A 17,864-nucleotide genomic window follows, 5' to 3' on the forward strand; every position below is an offset into this window, starting at 1 on the left:
ACGTCAGGAGCGCACGAGGTCCACGGCCTGGCGGGCGATCTCCCACTCCTCGTTGGTCGGGATCACCAGCACGGCGACCTCGCCGGTCGAGACCACACCGTCATCACCCGGATCGGCGTTCAGAACCGGGTCCAGCTCGATCCCGAGCCGCTCCAGCCCTCGCAGCGAAGCAGCCCGTACGTCGGCCGAGTGCTGCCCGACGCCTGCAGTGAAGACGATCGCGTCGACCGTGCCGAGCACGGCGTAGTACGCGCCGACGTACTTCTTGATCCGGTGGCAGTACACGTCGAAGGCCAACTGCGCCTTCTCGTCACCCGAGTCCCTCAACCGGGACAGCGCGCGGAAGTCGTTCTCGCCGGCCAGGCCCTTGAGCCCCGACTTGGAGTTCAGGACCTTGTCGATCTCGTCGATCGACCAGCCGAGCTCGCGGACCAGGTGGCCGTGGATCGCCGGGTCGAGATCGCCCGATCGCGTGCCCATCACCAGGCCTTCGAGCGGCGTCATGCCCATCGACGTCTCCACCGACCGGCCGCCCTGAATCGCCGACGCGGAGCACCCGTTGCCGAGGTGCAGCACGATCAGGTTCACGTCGGCGAGGTCGCGCCCGAGTCGCTGCGCCGCCTGCTCGGCGACGAACGAGTACGACGTCCCGTGGAACCCGTACCGGCGGATGCCGTGCTCCTCCAGCCACTCCGACGGTACGGCGTACGTGTAGGCATGCGGCGGGAGCGTCTGGTGGAACGCCGTGTCGAACACCGCCACCTGCGGCAGGTCCGGGAAGAGCCGGCGCGCGACCTTGATGCCCTCCAGGTTCGCCGGGTTGTGCAGCGGCGCCAGCGGCACCAACTCGGTGACCTCGGCAACCAGTGCGTCGTCGATCAGAATCGGCTTGGAGAACTTCGACCCGCCGTGGACGACGCGATGGCCGACCGCCGCGAGCTCGATGTCGTCGAGCGATGGCCCGTGAGCCTCGAACGCGTCGAGCGCCGCACGCAGCGCGTCCTCGTGCGACGCGATCGAGTCGGAACTCTCGGTCTCGCCGTCCGGGCCGCGGTGCTTCTGGTGACCCTCGGACTCGCCGATGCGCTCGATCAGGCCGTCGGCGGCCGCCTCGCCGGACTCGGCGTGGATCAGGCTGTACTTGAGCGAGGACGACCCCGCGTTGATCACCAGGACGTAGTCGTTCATCGGCTGCCGCCCTGCTGTGCCTGCAGCGCGGTGATCGCCACCGTGTTGATGATGTCTCGCACCGTAGCTCCTCGGGACAGGTCGTTCACCGGTTTGCGCAGGCCCTGCAGGACCGGTCCGACCGCCACCGCGTTCGCCGACCGCTGGACCGCCTTGTACGTGTTGTTGCCGGTGTTGAGGTCGGGAAAGATGAAGACCGTCGCGCGCCCGGCCACCGGTGAGTCGGGGAGCTTGGTCCGGGCGACGGCCGCGTCGATCGCGGCGTCGTACTGGATCGGACCTTCGACCAGCAGCTCGGGCGCGCGCTCGCGGACGATGGCCGTTGCCTTCGACACCTTCTCCACGTCGGTGCCGGTCCCGGACGAGCCGGTCGAGTACGAAAGCATCGCGATCCGCGGCTCGATGCCGAAGGCAACGGCGGTCGCAGCCGAGGAGATGCTGATGTCGGCCAGCTGCTCGGCGGTCGGGTCGGGATTGACCGCGCAGTCGCCGTACACGAGCACTTGATGCTGCAGGCACATGAAGAAGACCGAGGACACGACAGAGACGCCGGGCACGGTCTTGACGACCTCCAATGCCGGCCGGATCGTGTGCGCGGTGGTGTGGACCGCGCCCGACACCATCCCGTCGGCGAGGCCGAGCTGGACCATCATTGTGCCGAAGTACGAGACATCCTTGACCAGCTCGCGGGCCCGATCGAGGTCGACTCCCCGGTGCTGCCGCAGCCGATGCAGCTCCGCGGCGAACTGCTCGGCCAGCGGATCGTTCTCGGGATCGACCACGTGCGCCGCGGACAGGTCGAGGCCGAGCCCGGCGGTCTTCGCGCTGATCACGACCGGGTCACCGAGCAGAGTCAGCTCGGCCACACCACGTCGCAGCAGAACGTCGGCCGCCCGAAGGATCCGTTCCTCCTCGCCCTCGGGCAGCACGATGTGCTTGCGGTCGGCAACGGCCGCGTCGATCAGCTGGTGCTCGAACATCAACGGCGTCACCGCGTTGCTGCGGGCAACCGCCAGCTGGTCGAGCAACGCCTGGCTGTCGACGTGCTGCTCGAACAACGCGAGCGCCAGGTCGATCTTGCGCGGCGAGTCCTTGGTCAGCCGACCCCGTACGGCGGTCAGCGCCGCCGACGCCGCCTGCGTGTCGAGGTCGGTCTCCAGGATCGGCAGTGTCACCTCGAGACTCTCGATCAGCCGCTGGACCTGAGGCGGCATCCTGAACCCGCCGTTGAGCACGATCGTGGAGATCTGCGGGAAGGTCCGGGAGGCGTGGGCCATCAGCACCCCGAGCACGACCTCCGGGCGGTCCGCCGCCGTGATCACCGCGGCGCCGTCGAACAGCCGGTCGAGCACGTTCGGCATCGTCATCCCGGCAACCACCAGGCCGGTGACCTCCCGGGTCAGCAGCTCGGGATCACCACTCACCATCCGGCCACCGATCGGCGCCAGCAGGTCCGCCGGAGTCGGCTGGCTCAGCACCGGCTCCTCCGGCAGCGCGTACGCCGGTACGCCGACCACGGCCAGCGCCTCGGCGAACTGGTCGAGGTCCTTCGGGTCGGCCCGGTTCACGACGACGGCGGCGAGCGCGCCGTGGTTGGCCGTCAGCTCGGCGACCGACAACTCCGCGATCACCTGCAGGTCGTCGAGCGTCCGGCGGAACCCGTTGAGCACGAGCAGCACCGGCGTGCCGAGGTTGGCTGCGATCTTCGCGTTGTAGGAGAACTCGGTCGGCGTACCGACATCGGTGTAGTCGCTGCCGACCACCAGGACGGCGTCGGCCTGCTCGGCCACCGCGTGGTACCGGCGGACGATCACGTCCAGCGCGGCGTCCGGGTCGTCGTGCACCTCGTCGTACGTGACCCCGATGCAGTCCTCGTAGGCCAGGTCGACCGCGTCGTGCGAGATCAGCAGGTCGAGCACGTAGTCCCGCCCACCGTGCCGATCGGTGTCCGGCCGAACGATCGGCCGGAACACGGCGACCCGCCCGACCCGCCGCGACAACTGCTGCAACACCCCGAGCGCCACCGTCGACTTCCCGGTCGACCCTTCGACGGACGCGACGTACACGCTGCTCCCCATGGGGGAACCCTATCCAGTCCGCCGAGCAGAGGCCTCCGTCAGCTCGGCGGAGACGGTCCAGAGGCGCTCGGCCAGGCTCGGGTCGAGCGCCCACTCCTTGACGCCGTGCGGGTGGTCGGCCAGCTCGGCGTCGTTTCCCACGGTGTACGCCTCCTGGGCATCGTCGAGGTAGTGACCACCGGTGCGGGCGAACTGCGGAGCGACCGCGGCGACGATGCTCGTCGCGGCGCCCTGCGCGACAGTCTTGTACGAGAAGACGCCGGCCGCCTCGGCCGCGGCCAGCGACTCCCGCTGCGCCGTGGTGAAGTTGCGCTGCAGCCCGGTCGCCACGCCGCCGGGGTTCACGGCGTTCGCGAAGATGCCGTCGCTCCCCCACCGGCGGGTCGCCTCGACGGCGAACAGGGCGTTGGCCGTCTTCGACTGGGCGTACGCGAGCTGAGGGTCGTAGGTACGGCGTACGAAGTGCAGGTCGTCGAAGTCGACCCCCGAGCGCATGTGGGCCGTGGAACTGAGCACGACGATCCGCGCCTCACCACGCTCCGCCGCCCCGCGGGCCAGCGCGTCGTGCAGGCCGGTGGTGAGCGCGAAGTGCCCGAGATGGTTCGTCGCGAACTGTAGCTCCCAGCCCTCCGCGGTCCGCTCGAGGCCGCCGGTGACGAGACCCGCGCTGTTGACCAGCAGGTGCAGCGGGCCGTCCCAGGTATCGACGAACCGCCGGACCGACGCGCGATCGGCGAGATCGAGGCGCGCGCCCCCGCCTGTGGGGTTCCTGACGGCGAGGGTCACCTCGGCGCCCGCCGCCGCCAGCGCGCGGGCCGTCTCGGCACCGATCCCCGAGGACGCTCCGGTCACGATCGCGCGAACTCCCCGGAGATCGACCCCTTCCAGTACGTCGTCCGCCGTGCTGGACGCAGTGAACGGTGTGGTGATCAACTCTCGCTCGGCCATGCTTCTCACTATACAAACTAGGCTCTACTTGTATAGTTCGTTCACATGGAGAACCCCGAGGCCGGACGGCGTGACGCCGTGCTCGAGTCGGCGTTGGAGACGTTCGCGCGGTTCGGCTATCGCAAGACCTCGATGGAGGAGGTCGCGCGGCAGGCCCGGATCTCGCGGCCGGGCCTGTACTTCCTGTTCGCGTCGAAGGAAGCCCTGTTCCGCGAGGCCGTCACGCGGGCGCTGGAGCTGGATCTCGCCGCGGCCGAGAGGATCCTGGCCGCGACCGACCGGTCACTGCAGCGGCGGCTGGTCGACGCGTTCGACCAGTGGACCGGGCGCTACCTCGGCGCTGCGAAGCTGGACCTCGCCAGCGTTGTGGAGGAACAGCCGGAGCTGCTCGGGGCGATCGTCGAGACCGCGCCGAAGCGGTTCGAGAAACTGGTCACGGACGCGATCGGCTCGGGCTCCGGTTCACGCCAGGTGGCGCAGACGCTGATCAGCGTGTCGGTCGGACTGAAGTACCAAGTCCGGACGCGACCGGCGTACCGGAAGCGGCTTGCCGTGGCGGTCGACCTGCTCACCGGCTCTCTTTGACGCCCTGGGCTCCCAAGACGTTCAGCAGCGCCAAGGCCTCGGCGTCGCGCGAGCCCGCGGGCGCGCTGTAGAGGACGACGTTCTGGTCGCGGTCGGTCAGCGCGAGCGAGTCGCAGTCGACGGTGATGTCGCCGACCGCTCGATGGTGGAAGGTCTTCGTGAGCATGTGGGGAGCCTGTACGTCGTGCCGCTCCCACAGGCGGGCGAAGTCGGGGCTGCCGTCACGCAGCTCGTCGACCAGGCCCGTGACCGCGGGGTCCGACGGGTACCGGGCGAGGGTTGAGCGCAGGTGCGCCACCGCGTGGAGGCGGAACTCGGCGGCGTCGGACACGCCGTACAGCGTCGTACCGGGGTGGAGGAACGCTCGGCGGGCGAGGTTGCGGTCCTTCGGGGTGAGCTCGGCGAAGTCCTCCATCAGCGCCGCCGCGAGGTCGTTCCAGGCGAGCACTTCGAGCGTTGCCGAGGTGACGAAGGCGGCCGTCTGCGGGAGCCGTTCAATCATCGCGAGGATGCTCGGGCGGACGTCGCGGCGGTGCAGGCCGCTGCGGCTGGGCGCCGTACCGGCGAGGACGTGGAGGTGGTCGGACTCGGCGTCGGTGAGCCGCAGCGCGGTCGCGATGCCGGCGAGGACCTCGGCGGACGGCCTCGGCGCGCGGCCTTGCTCCAGGCGGACGTAGTACTCGGTGGAGATATGCGCGAGGACCGCGACCTCTTCGCGGCGAAGGCCGGGTGTCCGGCGGCGCGAACCCGACGGGAGGCCGACGTCCTCCGGCCGGAGGCGTTCGCGTCGGGTGCGGAGGAAGGCCCCGAGCTCCTGCTTGTCCATGTCCCCAGTCTGCCCGGCGTACGGCGATGGAGCCTGGTACAGGCTGTGCCTGTCTGGGGTCCGCCGGCCGGATGACAGTGGTTGGCATGACGACAAACACCAGCAATCCGATCGGCCTGCTCACCGGCAAGGTCGTGTTCATCACCGGGGCCAGCCGCGGGATCGGGGCGGCCGCTGCCCGGTTGTTCGCCGCCGAGGGCGCCGCCGTCGTGCTCGCTTCCCGTGGGATCGAGCCGCTGGAGAAGCTCGTCGCGGAGATCCGCGCCGACGGCGGCGTGGCGGACGCCGTACAGCTCGATCTCGCGGACCGCGCGAGCGTCCGGGCGGCGGTCGACCGGGTCGAGGAGCTGCACGGCCGCCTCGACGGCGCGTTCAACAACGGCGCGGCGATCCAGACGGCGCCCGGCCCGCTCGACACGACCAGCGACGAGGACATCGACGAGCAGTTCGCGGTGAACTTCCGCGCACACTGGACCGCGATGAACGCCGAGGCCGCGCTGATGCGGCGGGGCACGGGCGGCTCGATCGTCAACACGTCGAGCATCGGCAGCCGGCGGGCCAACCCGGCACTTCCGGCGTACGGCGCGATGAAGCGCGCACTGAACAGCCTCACCGAAACCGCCGCCGTCACCTGGGCACCCCACGGTGTCCGCGTCAACGGCATCACGCCCGGCGGCACGGCGACCGAGATGATCGACACGTGGGAGGCGGCGACGCCTGGCATCGTCGCGCGGATCATGTCATCGACCCCACTCGGCCGGATGGCCGAACCCCGCGAGATCGCCGAGCTCGCCGCCTGGCTGCTCAGCGACCGCGCCTCGATCGTGACCGGAGCCATCATTCCCGCCGACGGCGGCGCCGGCGCCTGAGTCAGTAGGTCTTCGCGGTCCAGCCGAGAGGGCCGAGGGCGTCGCCCTCGGGCGCGGCGTGGCTGGTCGCAAAGTCGACGGACGCGGTGCCGGTGGCAGTGATCCCGAGCAGCAGTCGGCTGTTCGGGTAGTCGCAGACGCCGATGCCGAGACCGGTGACAGCTTCCCAACCGGTCTCGCTCAGGACCGTCGACGTGATCGCCGCGGGAGTGACGTGGTCGACCCGCCACTCGCGCAGCTGCCCGCTCGACGTCGTACCGATCAGAACGTCGCGACGTCCCTCCGTGCGCTGGTGTTTCAAGGTGTTGACCGCGCCCCAGTCGCCGCTGAGCTTCACCGGCGCGGAGATCGTGTGCCGCCCGCCGGCGAGCGCGAGCTGGTATCGGTAGAGCGTGCGGCCGGCGACCCGGTACACGTGCGAGTCCGCCGCCGTCAGCAGCCGGGTCCCGGCGAAGCCCGGCCCGACGCGGGTGACGGTCTGCTCGGTGACCTTCCGGACACCGCCGACCCTCCGGCCGACGCGGCTGATCAGGTGAAGGTGCCCGTCGGTCGGGTGGGTGGCCAGGCTCTGGCTCGTGAACGCTTCGTCATCGCCGGATCCGGCGATGGTCACCAGCCCGGTCGGCACCCATCCGAGGTTGTCCCCGGCCACAATCCGCGTGGTCGCCCGGTTGACGCCGTACTGGTAGGTCAGGCGCTGGCCGTCGGCGCGGTAGGCCTCGACGGAGACAGTGCAGTCCGCTGGTACGCCGGAGGACTCGACCGTGCTCCGGCTCCTCACGAGACCGGCGACGACGGCGAGTCCGATCGCGGCGAGGGACACGGCTGCCACGGCCACAACGGTGGATCTACGCACGAGAAGGCTCCGGGGCGTCAGCGGTTCGCGGCGGCTTCGGCTGCCCAGAGGTGGTCGGTGGCAGCGATGTCCAGGCTTGCCCGGCGCATCGAACCGGGTGGTGACCCCGAACCGCCGCCGCTCAACGCGGCGAGCCACGACATGACGATGACGGACGGCAGCAGCCCGACCCGCACCAGCATCGCCCACGGGGCGCGGAGGCCCGGACGGCCGCCGTCCTTCAGCTGCACGAGCCGGGTGCCGGTCAGCAGCCCGCCCAGCGCCCGGCCGCTGCCGTAGAACACGCCGTACAGCAAGGGGACCGCGAACAGCACGGCGATCACCCCCAGCCCGACCGTCCCGTCGTCGAGGGTCGGCGCCGTGGCGAGGGCCACGGTCCCGGCCAGCACGCCGGCGACGACCACCAACCAGTCCACCAGCCAGGACACGAACATCGGCCAGGATCCCGCGCGGACGTACCGACGCCCGTTCCCGAGTGGTTCGACCCGCTTGGCGACGTCCGGTCCGAGAACGTCGACCGGATCCACGTACCTGTTCATGACGCGAGACCGTACCGTTTCGCGAGTACGGGAGGAGTACGGGCAGCGTGACGACGACGCGGCCGTCTAGGGTTCCGCCCGGACCGCCCGGGGACTGTTGCCCACCGCAAGCAACCGGCCGGTGATTCAGCCGTCCGGTGACCTGTCGGGGCCGATAGGATCCGACCGTGTCCGGACGGCCGCCTCACGATCTCACCGGTGAAGCGCCTGCCCACGGGCCGCCCGACCGGTTCGGCGAGCTGCTGCGATCCTTACGGCGACAGGCTCACCTCACCCAACGCGAGCTGGCCGACCGGGCCGGACTCAGCACGGCGGCGATCCGCGACCTGGAGCAAGGCCGGACCAGAAGCCCCAGGCCGGACTCGATCGACGCCATCGCCGCCGTACTGGCGCTGAGCAGTCACGACACCGGAGTGCTGCACGGAGCCGCCAAGACCCGCCGCTCCCCCGCGACCACACCCGCCACCGGCGCATTGCGGATCAACATCCTCGGCTCCCTGGACGTCCGGTACGGCGACGTCCCGCTCCACCTCAACTCGGACGCGCAGCGCGCTCTGCTTGTCCGCCTCGCCCTCGCCGCCGGTACGACGGTGAGCCAGGACGAACTCGTCGACCTCCTGTGGCCGCGCGGCGTACCGGCCAATGCCGGGAATCTGTTGCAGACCCGGATCGCCCGGTTGCGCCGCCTGCTGGCGGCCGACGAGCTGTCGATTGTCGGCAGTCGCGCCGGCTACCGGCTGGAAGCGAGCACCGAGACTCTCGACCTCCTGGCGTTCCGCGACCTGGTGGCGAAAGCAGCCGGTGCCGCGCCACGCACCGGCGCTGCCCCCGAGGCCGCGGCCGACGGTCGCGCGGCGGCCGAGGCTACGGTCGACAATCGCGCGGCGACGGACACTGCGCTCGACGGTCTCGCGGCGGCCCTGGCGCTGTGGCGCGGCGAGCCGGACACGGAGGCCTTCCACCCGCTGTACCAGGCGATCGCGAACGAGCACACCGAGGCTGTTCACGCGTTCGCCGCGCTGGCCCGCGAGGTCGGCGTACCGGAGCGGGCCCTGAAAACCCTGCGGGACTTGACGTCTCGGCGCGAGCTCGACGAGCCGCTGCACGCGGAGCTGATCCAGACCCTGGCCGCGGCCGGGCGGCAGGCCGAGGCGTTGTCGGCGTACGAACGAATCCGTACGGCGCTCGCCGACCAGCTCGGCATCGACCCCGGCGAGCAGCTCCGCGCTGTGCAACTCGCCGTACTCCGCCAGCAGAGCGGCGCCGAGCAATCGGCAATCGTCCAGCAGGCGATCGTCCAGCAAGTGCCGTCGGCACCGCCGGACTTCGTCGGCCGCGCCGAAGAGCTGGCAACCATCAGTACGGCGCTCAGACGACCAGGCGCCGTCTCATCACGGGCCGTGCTCGTCAATGGCATCGCCGGGGTCGGCAAGACGGCCCTGGCCCTGACCGCGGCCCACCACCTCCGTAAGGACTACCCGGACGGACAGCTGTACGCCGACCTGCGCGGCGCGGAGGCCCCGGTGCCCAAGCGCGGTGGTCGAGCCGGGTCCGCGCTCCCGGTGCCCGAGCCGGGTGATCGAGGCGGGTCCGCGCTCCCGGAGCCCGAGCCGGGTAGTCGAGGCGGATCTGCCGTCCCACTGCCCGAGCCCGGTAGTCGAGGCGGGTCCGCCGTCCCACTGCCCGAGCCCGGTAGTCGAGGCGAGTCCGCGCCCTCGGTGCCCGAGCGCGGTGGTCGGTCCGGCTCTGCGGTCCCGCTGCAGGTGCTCGGCAGGTTCCTCCGGGCCCTCGGAGTGCCGAGCCGGCGCATCGGCACCTCGGAGGCCGAGGCGGCCGCGCTGTTCCGCAGCGAGCTCGCCGGGCGGCGCATCCTGGTCCTGCTCGACAACGCCCAGGACGCGGCGCAGATCCGGCCGCTGCTGCCCGGCGCCGGCCGCAGCGACGTGATCGTGACCAGCCGCAGGCGGCTCCCTGAGCTCGACGCGGCCGAGGTCGTCGATCTCGAACCTCTCCCCCACGACGACGCGGCCAGGCTGATCATCTCCACCGCCAGGACGCTCGACGCCCGCGCCGAGGACGTCTCGGCCCTCGCCGAGGCCTGCGCCCGGCTTCCCCTCGCACTGCGCATCGCCGGTGGGCGTCTCGCAACCCGCCGCGAGTGGACCGTCGCCGACCTGGCCCGCCGACTCGAGGACGACAACCGCCGGCTCTCGGAGCTCAGCCTCGGCGAGTCCAGCGTCCTCAACAGCTTCCAGCTCAGCTACGCCGACCTGACTCCCGGTGCCCAGCGCGCGTTCCGGTTGTGCAGCCTGCACCCAGGCGACGACTTCAGCGCCGACAGCAGCGGGATCCTGCTCGGCCTGCCGACCGCCGAGGCCGAGCGCGTCCTCGAGGAACTGCTCGAAGCGAACATGCTGCTGCAACACACGAAGTACCGCTACCGCTTCCACGACCTCCTGGGCCTGTACGCCGGCCGCCTACTCGCGGATGACCCCGAGGCGAGTGCCGCCCGCAGCCACCTCTACTCCTGGTACGCCGAAGCGGTCACCGCCGCAATCGACCGGGTCTACCCGCAAGTCGTCCGGCTCGACACCCACGGCAATCCGGACAGCTTCTTCGCGTCAGAGACCGCCGCCCTCACCTGGCTCAGCGACGAACTGCGCGCCCTGGTCGCCGTCGTGACCGACAGCGCATCCGGCGTACTAGAGACCGCGTCCGTCGTGACCGACAGCGCACCCGGCGCACGCGAGACCGCGTCCGGCGTAACCGACAGCGCGTCCGGCGCACGCGAGACCGCGGCCGGCGTAACCGACAGCGCGTCCGGCGACCGGCGGGTGACCTGGCAGATCGCCGACCAGCTCCGCGGCTACTTCCTGATGCGCCGTGACGCCGACGGCTGGCTGCAGGTGGCCCAGGCGGGGACGACTGCCGCGAAGGAGGCCGGCGACCACCGCGCGTACGTCGCCATGCTGATCAATCGTGCTCAGGCGTTGTCGGCGGCCGGCCTGGACGACGACTCGCTGGCGGACGGCCTGGCCGGTCATGTCCTCGCGGTCGCCGTCGGCTGGGCCGCGGCGGCCGGCTACACGGCCCACCAGATCGGCTGGCACCACCTCGAGCGAGGCAACCTCCGCGAGGCCGCCCACTGGATGAGCCGTGCGCTGGAGTGGGCCGAGCCCGCCGGCCATCTCAGGGCGGTCGTGCTCAACGGCCTCGGGATGACCCGCCTCTACCAGGGCGAGCTGCGCGATGCCGCCGAGCTGTTCGCCGACGCCCTCCGGGGCAACGCGATCGGCCGCCCGGAGGCCGCACTCATCATCAGGGGCAACCTGGGCGGCGCACTGCGTCAGCTGGGAGAGGTAGACCGGGCCGCTGACCTGCTGTGCGACGTACTGGACGCCTATCGGCAGCAGTCGTACCCGCGCGGCGAGCTGTCGACCCTGGACGAACTGGCTCGCCTGCACCTCCAGCGCGACGACGCACCCGCTGCTCTGGACCTGGCGCTGCGCGCCCACGACCTCGCGATCACCGGCCGCGACCGCAAGGCCCAGGCGCAGACCACGGCGACCGTCGCCCAGGTGTACCTCGCACTCGACGACCTGGAAGCGGCGATCAAGTACGGCGAGGACTGCCGCACGATCGCCCACGGAACCTACCCGTACCTCGAGGCGGAGGCCCTCCTCACCCTCGCCGAAGCCCACCACCGAACCGCCGCGACCACCGCCGCGGTCAAGCTCGCCACCCACGCCCGAACAATCGCCACCACCTGCGGCTTCGGCCTGCTCGAGCACGAGGCCACCACCCTCCTGCACCACCTCGAAAGTCCCAGCGAGGTCCGGGAACGCTTCGGCATCGCTCCCGGCTGAGACTCGCGCCCTTCCGTCCAGCCGCAACAGAGGGCATTTGTCGGCGCGCTTGGGTAGCGTCCTCGTCGTGGACGTTGGGGAACGCATTCAGGAGCTCGCTGACCAGATCGTGTCGCTGCGCGACGCCTACTACCGGGGTTCGCCGTCGGTGGCGGACGCGGAGTACGACGCGATCGAGGACGAGCTGCGCACGCTGATCGAGGCCAATCCGTCGCTGGCACCGGATCCGAATCCGCTCGACCAGGTCGGTGCGCCGACGGTGCTGCACGCCCCCGTCCGGCACTCGCGGCCGATGCTGTCGCTGGAGAAGGCGACGCGGCCGGAGCAGGTCGAGGCGTTCTTCAACCGGTTCCCGGGGCGGTCAGTGGTCGTGATGCCGAAGCTCGACGGGCTGTCACTGGCTCTGGTGTACGAGGACGGCCGGCTGCTCCGCGCGATCACCCGCGGCGACGGGACGACCGGTGACGACGTGACGCCGCTCGTCCGAGCGCTCGCTGACGGCGTACCGACTTCTGTTGATGCGCCTGGTCGCGTCGAGGTCCGGGGTGAGGCCGTGATGCTGCGCTCGACCTTCGCGGCGTACAACGCGAACCACCTGGACAAGCCGCTGATCAACCCGCGCAACGCCGCCGCCGGCACATTGCGCGCGAAGGACCCGGCGACGGTCTCCGAGCGGCGGTTGCAGTTCCTCGCCTTCGACCTGCTGACCGATGCCGACAGCACCGATTCCGACCTGGATCGCGCGCTGCGGACGCTCGGTTTCACCGTGGCCGACATGCGGCACTGCGACGACGCGGCGGCGGCGCAGGCGGTGATCACGACGATCGAGCAGCAGCGCAACGAGCTGGACTACGACCTCGACGGCGCCGTACTGCGGTTGGCCGACCGGGACGCGTTCGCCGCGGCCGGGACCCGGTCGAGCTCGCCGCGCGGTGCGCTCGCGTTCAAGTTCGCCGCCGAGGAGAAGACCACGCTGCTGCTCGAGGTCCGCTGGGACGTCGGCAAGACCGGCAAGATCGCGCCGGTCGCCTGGCTCGAACCGGTCTTCGTCGGCGGTACGACGGTCACCCGCGCGACGCTGGCCAACCAGGAGGTGATCCGGGCCCGCGGCATCAAGATCGGCGACACGGTCCTGGTCCGCCGGGCCGGTGACGTGATCCCGTTCGTGGCCGGCGTACTGGATGCTTCGAAGCGCACCGGCGCCGAGCAGGACATCGTGCCGCCGACCGTGTGCCCGTCGTGCGAGCAGCCGCTGACCGAGCAGGGCAACAGCCGCGAGCTGTTCTGCACGAACGTCGCCTGCCCGGCCCAGACCGTACGACGGCTGATCCACTGGGCGTCGCGCGCCGCCGCGGACATCGACGCGATCGGCGGAGTGTGGATCGAGCGCCTGGCCGAGGCCGGGATCCTCGAACACCCGTCGGACTTCTACAAGCTGACCAAGGAGGGGCTGCTCGAGTTCGACCGCATCGGCGAGGTCTCGGCCGCGCGGATGATCGAGTCGATCGACATCAGCCGCCAGGTCGGCCTCCGCCGCGCGATGATCGGGCTCGCGATCCCGATGGCCTCCGAGGGCACGGCGGCCCGCATGTGCCGCGCGGGCTTCGGCTCGCTGGAGGAGGTCCTCGAAGCGGGCGAGGAAGGCCTCGTCGCCGTCGACGACATCGGCCCCAAGGTCGCCGCGTCCCTCATCGAGCACCTGACCCGCCTGCAACCCGAGCTGCAGCGACTGCGCGCGGCCGGCGTCTCCCTCGACGTACTGGACGAGGACCTGCCGCCCGTCGTCGCCGCGGGCGCTCCCCTGGCCGGCAAGACCGTCGTCGTCACAGGCTCGATCAGCGACCCCCGCTCCGGCGAAAAGGTCCCCCGCCCCGCCTTCCAACGCCTCTGCGAAACAGCAGGCGCCACCATCGCCTCATCAGTCTCGGCCACCACAGACCTCTTGATCACCGGCGCCGACGTAGGCGCCTCAAAACTCACCAAGGCCGAAAAGCTCGGCGTACAAGTCGCCGACCAGTCCGAAATCTGGCCCCAACTCTTCGCCGCGGGCATCACTTTGTGAGCTGATCAGCGGCCAGACCATCCCTTTGTCACTTCGTGCAACTTCGCCACGGAGGTCCCCACCAGCTTCATTCTGCGACCACAGTTGGTGATGCTTCAGTCATCTTCAGTGAGGACCTCGCCATGCGAAAAAGTCGCTTTGCCCTGCCCATCGCCGGAGCATCGGCCCTGCTGGTGCTCGGTGCGGTGGGTGTACCAGCCTCCGCTCAGCCCGCAGCCGATGCGCCGCAGGCGCCCAAGGCGCTTGCGAAGAACCTGACCCCTGTCGACGAGATCCCGGTTCAGCAGGCCGCCGACGAGGCGGTGCAGGTCACGGCCAAGTACGCGAACTCGTTCGGCGGCGCCCATTGGGACGCGGCCGCCAAGGTGCTGTACATCAGTCTCGCGCAACCGAAGGCGAAGCAAGCTGACCACCGTGCGGAACTGCAGGCCTCCATCACGAAGCGCCTCAGCGGCGCCAAGCTCGGCGTCACGACCAAGTTCCGAACCGTTCCGCTGTCGATCGATCAGCAGAACGCGCTGGTGTCCAGGTTCATGGACGAGCGCGCGGCCTGGGGTGGCCAAGCCGCAGTCGACAACATCGTCGGCAGCTCTGTCGACGAGGTGACCGGTCGGATCTCCGCCGGCGCGCTGGCCGATGCCGCGACCCTTCAAGCAGCCGCCAGGAAGCGCTTCGGCGACGTGGTCGACATCGGTCTCACCGCCCGGCCGCAACTTCAGGGGCGGTACAACGACACCTCGCCGTACGCCACCGGTGACGCGTTGTGGATCAGCCAGTTCGCGGACCGCAGTGTCGGCCGGGCCTACTGCACCGCCGGGTTCAACTGGCTGCGCCACTCGGACGGGCTGCGCTACATGAGCATGGCCGGTCACTGCGCGAACCCCGGCACGAGCGTCTACCACCAGAGCACGACGCAGCGGATCGGATTCGTTGGCACCAGGTATCGCAACAACAACGAGTACATCGATTTCGAGTTCATCAAGATGACGGTCGGCGCGGTGTCCGGCACGGTTTGGCTCGGCAGCCCGACGACCAACGACCTGCGGGTCGTCACCACCTCGGACTCCGGCGTGCTGACCGGCGTCACTGCCTGCTCGAGCGGCGCGAACGGCGGTCTGGTCTGTGGGCTGGTCAGGAACCGAACCGCTCAGGTCACGTTCGACGGAATCACCACCAAGCAACTCACCTGCGTCTCCAACACGACTCTCACCAGGGGTGGCGACTCGGGCGGACCGTGGCTGACGACCGCCACCGACGGGAGCGTGAAAGCCTGGGGACAACACATCGGCACCTGGAACTGCGCCGGCGACCAAGCAGTCGACATGGTGTTCGCCACGGTGAAGAACATCGCCACGCGCACCGGCGCGTCCCTGATCACGGGACCGTGATTCGCACCCGTCCAACTGTCTGAACATCAGCCGGACCGCGGTCGGTCGGGGCCTGTCGCCCCGACCGTCCCGGTCGCTCCTGTGAGTGAGCCCGGCGTCGAGGCCGCCGGGCTAGCTGGTTGTCTGGCGGAGGCGTTGTTTCGCGCCGCGTTCGACGAACAGGGGCACGAAGTCTCTGATCGGTGCCTCGTCGAACTCCGGCTTGACCTGGTGGACGACCTCGGCGACGTTCTCGCTCGGGACGCCGGGGAACTGCTTCGCCAGCCGGTCGACAACTTCGTCAATGGCCCGGGTTTCCTCTGACCTGTCCATGTTTCAACGATCCCCCACGCCACCGCCCGACACAACGGGATCATCCCCGCGGACGAACATGTTCACCTGCTGTCCACCTGCGGCCAACGCTGTCCGATTCCGGACGCCAGCCTGGTCTCAGCCGACCCGACCGGAGAGGGTTGACCGGAAGGCAACAGAACGGGAGCGGCGGATGACGGACAGCAAGGACCGCGAGGCCACCGGGTTTCAGGAGCAGGCGCCGTACGACGAAACGATCGACCTGCGCACCGACTTCGTGATGGTCTACGGCCTCAACGACTCCACCGCGCAGCGGATCGCGCGGTGGCGCGAGGCCGGCTATCGCGTGCACCTGATGACCGGGATCTCCTGGGGCAACTACCAGGACTACCTCGACGGCCGGTGGGACGGCTCCGACCACTGGGCCGACGCACAGACCGCGGGCGACGGCTCGCCGATCCTGCACGGCCACAGCACCGACATCCCGTACATGGTCCCGACGTTCGCTTTCACGGAGTACCTCGTGCAAAAGCTCCGCCCGGTCATCGAGCTAGGTGTCGAAGGCATCCACCTCGAGGAGCCGGAGTTCTGGGCCCGCGCCGGGTACTCGGAGTCCTTCAAACGCGAGTGGCAGGCCTTCTTCGGCGAACCGTGGCAGCCGCCGCACAGCACCGCCGAGGCGCACTTCCGCTCCGGCCAACTCAAGCAGCACCTGCTCTCCCGCAGCCTCGATCGCGTCACTTCCGTACTACGCGACGAAGCTCTCCAGCAGGGTCGCGAGGTCCGCTTCTATGTCCCGACCCACAGCCTCCTGAACTACACCCAGTGGCAGATCGTCAGCCCCGAGTCCCGCCTGCGCACGCTGCCCTCGATCGACGGCGCCATCGCGCAGGTGTGGACCGGCACCTCGCGCACGCCCAACGTGTACGCCGGCAAGGTCGCCGAGCGCACCTTCGAAACGGCGTACCTGGAGTACGGCATCGCCCAGGACCTCACGCGCGGAACCGACCGCCGGATGTGGTTCCTGCACGACCCGATCGAGGACCACCCGGACCGCACCTGGGAGGACTACCTCGCCAACTATCAGCGCACGCTCATCGCGTCGCTGCTGCACCCAGGCGTCTCCCGCTACGAGGTCGCACCGTGGCCGAACCGGATCTTCAACCGCCCGTACCTGCGCGAGGGTTCGACCGAACGGCAGCCCATCCCGCCGGAAACGGCGACCAGCTACCTCATCGCGATGAACAGCCTCCGCGACCTCGACCAGCCCGACGTCCGCCGGACTTCGGACGGTCCGCGGATCGGGATCGCACTCTCGGACACCGCCATGTTCCAGCGCTGGTCGCCCGGCGGTGAGAGCGGCCACTACGACGGCCTCCAAGACGCCCTCGCGCTGGAGGGCCGTGAGCAGCTGCACTTCTCCGACTTCTACGGCCTCGCCCTGCCTCCGCTGTACGACGGCCAACAGGTCGTTCCGGTCCAGCTGGAGAACGTGATCGACACCCCCGACGCACTGGACGACATCGACGTCCTCGTCCTCAGCTACGAGTTCCAGAAACCCGTTGCCCCCAGCATCCACTACGCCCTGGCCGGCTGGGTCAACCGCGGCGGCACCCTCCTGTACGTAGGCAACGACACCGACCCGTACCACCAAATCCGCTCCTGGTGGACGGGCCACTACGAAACCTGCGCCGACCACCTGGCCGAATCCTTAGGCGCCAACCGACGCGACAAGGGCGTCCAACCAGTTGGCCAGGGCCATGCCTCCTTCCTGCCGAACCGTCCAGCCGACTTCACCGAGTCCCCCGACCGCGCCGCCGAACTCGTAGCAGCCATCCGCGACCTGGCCGAAGCCGCCGGCCACCCCTGGAAACCCACCAACTGGCTAGCAGTCCACCGCGGCCCATACCTCATCGGCGCCGTCCTCACCGAGTCCACCGCCACACACGTTGTCGAAGGCAACTACCTCGACCTCCTCGACCCCCACCTCGGCATCGTCCACCACCGCGAACTCACCCCCGGCAACCTCACCTGGCTCCGAGACCTGACCCACGACAACGAAACTCTCCTAGCCTCCGCCGGCCGAATCACCAACTGGCACCAGGACGCCACCACCCTCAACTTCACCTGCGAAGCCCCCCACGGAGTCGAAGTAATCACCGCCCTACGCCTCCCCACCACCCCCACAACCATCCAGTCCAACGGCACTCCTCTCACCACCACCCGCCACGACCCCAAGCCCGGCATCCTCTGGCTCCACCACCCCGGCGAACCAACCGGCACCCACCTGTCGATCACCCTCTGACTGGCAGGCGGCAGACGACCTACGGGCATCGACCGGCCGGGGGTCCGAGTCCACCGGATGGTC

The 17,864-nt window shown here is 69.9% G+C and carries 13 protein-coding genes; 6 read left to right on the top strand and 7 right to left on the bottom strand.

The window, feature by feature from the left end; translation table 11 throughout:
• Positions 1-3: 3 nt before the first annotated feature.
• The 3 genes from ACYVIO_RS33930 to ACYVIO_RS33940 are packed head-to-tail and all read right to left on the bottom strand — an operon-like array spanning position 4 to position 4,214.
• The gene (locus ACYVIO_RS33930; RefSeq protein WP_460655037.1) at positions 4-1,188 is read right to left on the bottom strand and encodes an acetate/propionate family kinase; all 1,185 of its coding nucleotides are present in this window, start codon (positions 1,186-1,188) and stop codon (positions 4-6) included.
• Positions 1,185-3,266, bottom strand: a complete 2,082-nt coding sequence (gene pta / locus ACYVIO_RS33935) for a phosphate acetyltransferase (protein WP_460655038.1) — start codon at positions 3,264-3,266, stop codon at positions 1,185-1,187. Before pta ends, ACYVIO_RS33930 begins: the two co-directional genes overlap by 4 nt.
• A gap of 9 nt (positions 3,267-3,275) precedes the next feature.
• Positions 3,276-4,214: an SDR family NAD(P)-dependent oxidoreductase gene (locus ACYVIO_RS33940; RefSeq protein WP_460655039.1), complete on the bottom strand. Its 939-nt coding sequence runs from the start codon at positions 4,212-4,214 to the stop codon at positions 3,276-3,278.
• 45 nt (positions 4,215-4,259) lie between these two features.
• On the opposite strand from ACYVIO_RS33940, the gene ACYVIO_RS33945 reads away from it, so the two are divergent.
• Positions 4,260-4,799 (top strand): TetR/AcrR family transcriptional regulator, encoded by a 540-nt coding sequence (locus ACYVIO_RS33945; protein ID WP_460655040.1) that lies wholly within the window; start codon positions 4,260-4,262, stop codon positions 4,797-4,799.
• Here the strand turns inward: ACYVIO_RS33945 and ACYVIO_RS33950 are convergent.
• Positions 4,783-5,625: a helix-turn-helix transcriptional regulator gene (locus ACYVIO_RS33950; protein WP_460655041.1), complete on the bottom strand. Its 843-nt coding sequence runs from the start codon at positions 5,623-5,625 to the stop codon at positions 4,783-4,785. The two genes, ACYVIO_RS33945 and ACYVIO_RS33950, sit on opposite strands and share 17 nt — an antisense overlap.
• Before the next feature lie 86 nt (positions 5,626-5,711).
• On the opposite strand from ACYVIO_RS33950, the gene ACYVIO_RS33955 reads away from it, so the two are divergent.
• The gene (locus ACYVIO_RS33955) at positions 5,712-6,494 is read left to right on the top strand and encodes an SDR family NAD(P)-dependent oxidoreductase (RefSeq protein WP_460655042.1); all 783 of its coding nucleotides are present in this window, start codon (positions 5,712-5,714) and stop codon (positions 6,492-6,494) included.
• Position 6,495: 1 nt separating this feature from the next.
• Here ACYVIO_RS33955 and ACYVIO_RS33960 read toward each other — a convergent pair whose 3' ends face one another.
• Together ACYVIO_RS33960 and ACYVIO_RS33965 are read right to left on the bottom strand one after the other, a co-directional pair.
• Complete coding sequence (locus tag ACYVIO_RS33960) at positions 6,496-7,326, bottom strand: hypothetical protein (protein ID WP_460655043.1); 831 nt, start codon at positions 7,324-7,326, stop codon at positions 6,496-6,498.
• A gap of 41 nt (positions 7,327-7,367) precedes the next feature.
• Complete coding sequence (locus ACYVIO_RS33965) at positions 7,368-7,889, bottom strand: hypothetical protein (RefSeq protein WP_460655044.1); 522 nt, start codon at positions 7,887-7,889, stop codon at positions 7,368-7,370.
• Between the two features lie 167 nt (positions 7,890-8,056).
• Between ACYVIO_RS33965 and ACYVIO_RS33970 the strand changes: the two genes are divergently transcribed.
• From ACYVIO_RS33970 to ACYVIO_RS33980, 3 genes are all read left to right on the top strand, one after another.
• Positions 8,057-11,755, top strand: coding sequence for a BTAD domain-containing putative transcriptional regulator (locus ACYVIO_RS33970; RefSeq protein ID WP_460655045.1), 3,699 nt, complete (start codon positions 8,057-8,059; stop codon positions 11,753-11,755).
• A 67-nt stretch (positions 11,756-11,822) separates the two neighbouring features.
• Complete coding sequence (gene ligA / locus ACYVIO_RS33975; protein WP_460655046.1) at positions 11,823-13,817, top strand: NAD-dependent DNA ligase LigA; 1,995 nt, start codon at positions 11,823-11,825, stop codon at positions 13,815-13,817.
• A gap of 122 nt (positions 13,818-13,939) precedes the next feature.
• Positions 13,940-15,205: a chymotrypsin family serine protease gene (locus ACYVIO_RS33980; RefSeq protein WP_460655047.1), complete on the top strand. Its 1,266-nt coding sequence runs from the start codon at positions 13,940-13,942 to the stop codon at positions 15,203-15,205.
• Between the two features lie 111 nt (positions 15,206-15,316).
• Here ACYVIO_RS33980 and ACYVIO_RS33985 read toward each other — a convergent pair whose 3' ends face one another.
• Complete coding sequence (locus ACYVIO_RS33985; protein WP_460655048.1) at positions 15,317-15,517, bottom strand: three-helix bundle dimerization domain-containing protein; 201 nt, start codon at positions 15,515-15,517, stop codon at positions 15,317-15,319.
• Positions 15,518-15,689: 172 nt separating this feature from the next.
• On the opposite strand from ACYVIO_RS33985, the gene ACYVIO_RS33990 reads away from it, so the two are divergent.
• The gene (locus ACYVIO_RS33990; RefSeq protein WP_460655049.1) at positions 15,690-17,801 is read left to right on the top strand and encodes a hypothetical protein; all 2,112 of its coding nucleotides are present in this window, start codon (positions 15,690-15,692) and stop codon (positions 17,799-17,801) included.
• Positions 17,802-17,864: the final 63 nt, after the last annotated feature.

The sequence above is a fragment of the Kribbella endophytica genome (genome assembly GCF_054781295.1).